The 5,706-nt window shown below is 59.2% G+C and carries 6 protein-coding genes; 4 read left to right on the top strand and 2 right to left on the bottom strand.

Annotated elements, in window-relative coordinates:
* Nucleotides 1–93: 93 nt before the first annotated feature.
* Both ACTH3D_RS12405 and ACTH3D_RS12400 read right to left on the bottom strand, forming a co-directional pair.
* On the bottom strand, nt 94–891 hold the full coding sequence (locus ACTH3D_RS12405) for an inositol monophosphatase family protein (protein ID WP_441667439.1): 798 nt from the start codon (nt 889–891) through the stop codon (nt 94–96).
* 151 nt (nt 892–1,042) lie between these two features.
* Complete coding sequence (locus tag ACTH3D_RS12400; RefSeq protein WP_441667438.1) at nt 1,043–2,923, bottom strand: MFS transporter; 1,881 nt, start codon at nt 2,921–2,923, stop codon at nt 1,043–1,045.
* Between the two features lie 180 nt (nt 2,924–3,103).
* Between ACTH3D_RS12400 and ACTH3D_RS12395 the strand changes: the two genes are divergently transcribed.
* From ACTH3D_RS12395 to ACTH3D_RS12380, 4 genes are all read left to right on the top strand, one after another.
* Nucleotides 3,104–3,910, top strand: coding sequence for an RNA methyltransferase (locus tag ACTH3D_RS12395; protein ID WP_441667437.1), 807 nt, complete (start codon nt 3,104–3,106; stop codon nt 3,908–3,910).
* 60 nt (nt 3,911–3,970) lie between these two features.
* Nucleotides 3,971–4,822 (top strand): serine O-acetyltransferase, encoded by an 852-nt coding sequence (cysE, locus tag ACTH3D_RS12390; protein WP_441667436.1) that lies wholly within the window; start codon nt 3,971–3,973, stop codon nt 4,820–4,822.
* 137 nt (nt 4,823–4,959) lie between these two features.
* Nucleotides 4,960–5,430, top strand: a complete 471-nt coding sequence (locus ACTH3D_RS12385) for an Rrf2 family transcriptional regulator (RefSeq protein WP_441667435.1) — start codon at nt 4,960–4,962, stop codon at nt 5,428–5,430.
* A 35-nt stretch (nt 5,431–5,465) separates the two neighbouring features.
* Nucleotides 5,466–5,706, top strand: a 241-nt coding sequence (locus ACTH3D_RS12380; protein ID WP_441667434.1) for an aminotransferase class V-fold PLP-dependent enzyme, incomplete at its 3' end; no start/stop codon positions are given.

Here is a 5,706-nt window from a genome sequence, read left to right as displayed (position 1 = left end):
TGGTAAAGCGCTACGAGGCCCGTCGTAGAGCGGTTTTTCATGCATTTTCCCTGCCAAACAGACTATGAGTCGGCCATGAACGTAATGAAAAGCTCAAGAAAAGTGCGGCTGAATCTGCCTGAGCATCAATTTGTAGAGGCGCGGGCTGGCGGCCATCAGACCCCCTTCAGGGACAATCCTGGGTTGGCCATCAAATGCACTGACCAACGCACCGGCCTCTTTCATCATCAGGCTGCCCACCAACAGATCCTGCTCCTCAAGGCCTGCCACCAAGACACTATCAGAGCGCCCTGAGGCAAGTTCAAGCATGTCCAACAGACCACTACCACTGGCACGGAACTGTTCGACCTGGGGAGCCAACAGCTCAGTCAGCTTCAGGTAGTCAGGCAGGCTGCGAGAACGTAGCCAGCTAACCGGCAAGCCCATGGCAACCCGGGAGCCTTCAATCGCCGTTGTGGCACGCACACGCAGACGCTTGCCGTTAAGCTGTGCGCCCGCACCACGGCTGGCCAGGTATTCATCATCGCTGAACGGACAGATCACCACCGCATGCTCCACTCGGCCCTTGATGGTGCACACCACCGACACGGCAAAACCGGGCGACGCCACACTGAGGTTGGCATAGCCGTGAATGGGCTCAATGTGCCACATCACATCGTGGCCTTCGCCTTCACCATCACGCTGCGGGGTAAAACGGCCAACAATGCCGTGCTGAGGATAGCCGCGTGACAACTGACGTACGATCAGCGTCTCGGCATTGCGCGCCGCTTCTTCCAGCAAGCGCTCAAGATTGTGCTCTTCGCGCGCATTCTCGATACGCTCGCGGATGCGCAGAAACTGTTCACCAGCACTGCGAGCAGCACGCAGCGCATATTGGACCATCGGGTGCATGATCAGGCCTTGGGAGTCGGAAGTGTTAAAGAACGGATGTACTGTGTCGACAGTACTTTGTCGGCGCAAATCCTAGCAGATACTAGCAAATGACGCCATGCATCACCTCGCCCAACGGCGACTCTTTGTGCCGCTCAGGCAAATGGTTGGCTCATCGCTGGTCGCCGCGCAGCGCGACAACCTGCGCTCGCAGGGCGTCGGGGCTGACCGTAGCGGCTGCCAGCGGAGGGCCGATGTTCAGCCCTATGCGGTTGAACATACCGCGCCTAAAGGGCTTGCGCATCGCTGAGCCGCCTTTACGACTGAAAAAGCTACCCCACAGGCCGCTCAACGCCATCGGCACCACTGGCACGGGAGTGCGCTCGACAATGCGTGAGATACCGCCGCGAAAATCACGTATCTCGCCACTTTTGGTAATCGCCCCTTCCGGGAAGATACCCACGACTTCCCCGGCCTCCAGTGCTGCCGCCACACTGTCGAAGGCCCGCTCCATCATCTCGGCATCCTCCCTGGCCGGGGCAATGGGTATCGCACGACTGGTACGGAATACGAAAGACAGGATGGGCCAACGGAAAATGCGGTGATCCATAACAAAGCGCACTGGCCGTCGGCACGTTGCCATGATAACCAGCGCATCAACAAAGCTGACGTGGTTGGCCACCAGCACCACCGCCCCCTCACCGGGGATATACTCCTCGCCGTTTACCCGCAGCCGGTACACCGCATGCACCAGCAGCCAAACGATAAAGCGGAGCAAGAACTCGGGCACCAACGTAAAGATATAGATCGCCACGCAGGCATTGAGAATGGCGGTAATGAAGATGAGCTGCGCGATCGATGCACCAGCCGCCAGCAGCCCCGCGCCCATCAGCGCGGCAAATACCATGAACAGCGCGTTGAGAATGTTGTTGCCGGCGATGATCCGCGAGCGGTGCGAGGCATCACTGCGTAATTGGATCAGCGCATACAGTGGCACGATGAAGAAACCGCCAAAGATGCCGATCATTAGCAGATCAAACACCACCCGCCAGCTCACCGCATGCCCAAGCACGGCGCTCAGCGGCTGCAATGAGCCAAGCGCACCAGCGGCAGGACTGGCCCACCACAGATCGAGCCCAAATAGCGTCAGACCGATTGCGCCAAAAGGCACCAGGCCAATTTCCACATGACTTTTGGAGAGCTTTTCACACAGCAGCGAGCCGGTGCCTATGCCCACGGAAAAGATAGCCAGTAGCAGCGTTACCGTGTATTCATCGCCACCCAGCACGCTGCGCGCGTAGTCCGGAAACTGCGACAGCAGTAGTGCGCCATAGAACCAGAGCCAGGAAATGCCCAGTATCGACAGAAACACCACGCGATTGGCACGTGCAAAGCTTAGGGTGCGCAGGGTCTGTGACAGCGGGTTCCAGTTAATGCGTAACGCCGCATCCGCCGCTGCGGCCGTAGGAATACCCCAGCTGGCCAAGTAGCCCGCGCCGGCAATCAGCAACACCGCAACTGACACCCAACGCGCACCATCGGGGAGCGCAATCATCACGCCACCAGCGATAGTGCCAATCAGAATCGCCACAAAGGTACCCGACTCAACCAGGCCGTTGCCGCCGATCAACTCGGCTTCGTCCAGATGCTGCGGCAGAATCGCATACTTCACTGGCCCGAACAGTGACGACTGCACGCCCATGAAAAATAGCGTGACAAGCATCAACACCAGCGAGTCGAGCGCAAAGGCGCTGGCAGCGAGAACCATGATGCCTAGTTCAAGCAGCTTGATTCCGCGTATCAGACGGCTTTTTTCGTATTTATCAGCCAGCTGGCCGGCAGTGGCAGAGAACAGAAAAAATGGCAGGATGAAAATGCCTGCAGCGAGATTGACCAGTACGCCGGGCTCCAGTGGAGTGTAGCGCACGGCATGAAAGGTGATCAGCACAACCAGCGCGTTCTTGTACAGGTTGTCGTTAAAAGCGCCGAGAAACTGGGTCAAAAAAAACGGCAGAAAACGGTGCTTGGTCAACAGTGCGAACTGGGAATTCATGATAAAACCTCCAACGCACTGCCTTGATATACATGAAATTCGGCGAATTGTACCCGCACTGAGAAGAGCAATCCATTGCCAGACTGTCGCCGCGGCATCCCGTCTCTGCCATCATAGGGGGTTGGCAACCCTGTAAGCGCCACTTTCCCACATCAATCTGTCAACGCCAGGCCCACTACCATGCTCGAGCGCATCCGCATTGTCCTGATCGGTACCAGTCACCCCGGTAATATCGGCGGTGTCGCCCGCGCCATGCACAACATGGGCCTGGCTGACTTGGCATTAGTGGCACCGCGCTGCGAGGTTGTCACTGCTGACTGCGTCTCTCGGGCATCGGGGGCAGATGCCTTGGTGCACTCGGCGCGTCGCACTGACAGCCTGGACGATGCCGTGTCGGACTGCACTCTGGTAGTCGGGGCCAGCGCCCGTTCGCGCACACTGCCTTGGCCCATGGTGACACCGCGCGCGCTGGGTGAGCGCCTTCCCAGGGAGCTTGCTGACCCCGAAAGTCGTGTTGCGTTGGTGTTTGGTCGTGAAGACAGCGGGCTGAGCAACGATGAGCTGCATCGCTGCCACGCTCACGTACACATTCCGACCAACCCCGACTTCTGTTCGTTGAACCTGGCCGCTGCCGTGCAGGTGCTGGCCTATGAGTGTCGGCTGGCGTGGCTTGCTACTCAGGAGGCGACTGATAGCAGTGTCTACCACCAGAAAGCACACAGCGACGACCTAGCGCCAGCGACCCATAATGAAATAGAAGGCTACTTTGTTCACTTGGAGCGCGTGCTGACCAGAATAGGCTTTCATGATCCGGCGGTACCCCGGCAACTGATGGCACGCCTACGTCGCTTTACCCTCCGGGCCCGCCCCGAACGCTTAGAGCTCAATATCCTGCGCGGCATTCTTACCGCAACCGAGCGACAGGCGACCGCTAACGACCAGCACGTGCCAAGCAAGGCTACGCGCCTCCCCGATGAGACGCACTGAAGCCGCTTTACTCCAACCACATGACGAGACCCACCTCGTCGAGACCAGGATTGCTTTTCCATGTTTCAACGCCTGCGCGAAGATATCAACAGCGTATTCGACAGAGACCCTGCGGCCCGCAACGTCCTGGAAGTCCTGACCAACTACCCGGGACTACATGCCCTGTTATGGCATCGCCTTGGCCATTGGCTGTGGCGACATAACTTGAAATGGCTGGCACGTACCATTTCAACCCTTGCCCGCTGGCTGACTGGCATCGAGATTCACCCGGGTGCCACCATCGGCCGGCGCTTCTTCATCGACCACGGCATGGGTGTAGTGATCGGTGAGACCACCGAGATCGGCGACGATGTGACCCTATATCAAGGCGTCACCCTGGGCGGAACCAGCTGGAACAAGGGCAAGCGCCACCCCACTCTGGGCGATGGCGTCATCGTCGGTGCCGGCGCCAAGATCCTTGGCCCATTCACCGTTGGCGCAGGCGCCAAGGTCGGTTCCAATGCTGTAGTCACCAAGGAAGTCCCTGCAGATGCCACCGTAGTCGGCATCCCCGGCAAGATCGTCAAGCGCACTGAGCCAGATACAGAGCAGACCCTCGAGGTGGACCCAGTACGGCGCGAAGCCATCTGCCAGAAGTTCGGCTTCGATGCCTACGGCGTCAGCGAAGACATGCCGGACCCGGTGGCGCGCTCAATGCAAGCCATGTTCGATCACATCCATGCCATGGATGAGCGAATTGAGCAGATGTGCGAAGTTCTCAGTAAGGTGGACACCAGCTTCCAGGACCATCAATTACCCGAGCTGCGCGACGAAGACTTCGACGGCGTACTCACTGGCACCGAAGAGCGCACTCCAGCCCAGGCGGACAGCCAGTCGACTGCCATGGCGGAGCCGCCCGAGCATAAAGGTTGACCATTATGCTCGGGTTTAACGATAATAAGCGGAGACGTAATTGCCGCAGCACTGATGCGCTGCATTTTGCGCGGCACTTTTTCGAGTCACTTTGACAGACCGTTCGCCGAAACCCTCGGCGCCGAGGTGAAGACTCCATGCGCCTGACCACCCGCGGACGCTACGCCGTCACTGCCATGCTTGACTTGGTAATGAACCATGAGAGCCGCCCTGTCAGCCTGGCCGACATCTCCCAGCGCCAGCAAATTTCGCTGTCCTATCTTGAGCAGCTGTTTGCGCGCCTGCGGCGTGGCGGCCTGGTCAACAGCGTGCGAGGGCCAGGCGGCGGTTACCTGCCAGCCATGTCGGCGGACGACATCTCGGTAGCCAGCATCATTGATGCTGTTGACGAGTCAGTGGACTCGACCCGCTGCGGCGGGCTGTCCGACTGCCAGCAGGGCGATACCTGCCTGACCCATCACCTTTGGAGTGAGCTATCTGAGGAGATTCATTGCTACCTCACTGGCGTGAGTCTGGGTTCGCTGGCACGGCGCGAAGAGATCCAGCAGATCGCCCTGCGCCAGCACCACACCATGGATGACAAACGCATCCCGGTTTCCTCTCCCTGACTCCTATGTATCTGAACCCCGGATATGCCCAGACAATGAATTCACCCGTATACCTCGATTTCGCTGCGACCACGCCGGTAGATCCCAGGGTTGCCGATATCATGAGCCGCCACCTGACCATCGACGGCATCTTCGCCAACCCCGCCTCGCGTAGCCATATGCTGGGCTGGCAGGCCGAACAGACGGTGGAAAATGCCCGCCGCCAGGTGGCCGATGCAATCGGCGCCGATCCGCGTGAGGTCGTCTGGACCAGCGGCGCCACCGAGGCCGACAACC

Origin of the sequence: Halomonas sp., assembly GCF_052095765.1 — a bacterium.
Taxonomy (GTDB): domain Bacteria; phylum Pseudomonadota; class Gammaproteobacteria; order Pseudomonadales; family Halomonadaceae; genus Halomonas.
This window is presented reverse-complemented; position numbering and strand designations above follow the sequence as displayed.

What these genes read in the sequence shown, in the direction of transcription:
- ACTH3D_RS12405 (WP_441667439.1), bottom strand. Translation starts at nt 891, where the DNA reads ATGCACCCGATGGTCCAATATGCGCTGCGTGCTGCTCGCAGTGCTGGT.
- ACTH3D_RS12400 (WP_441667438.1), bottom strand. Translation starts at nt 2,923, where the DNA reads ATGAATTCCCAGTTCGCACTGTTGACCAAGCACCGTTTTCTGCCGTTT.
- ACTH3D_RS12395 (WP_441667437.1), top strand. Translation starts at nt 3,104, where the DNA reads ATGCTCGAGCGCATCCGCATTGTCCTGATCGGTACCAGTCACCCCGGT.
- cysE (WP_441667436.1), top strand. Translation starts at nt 3,971, where the DNA reads ATGTTTCAACGCCTGCGCGAAGATATCAACAGCGTATTCGACAGAGAC.
- ACTH3D_RS12385 (WP_441667435.1), top strand. Translation starts at nt 4,960, where the DNA reads ATGCGCCTGACCACCCGCGGACGCTACGCCGTCACTGCCATGCTTGAC.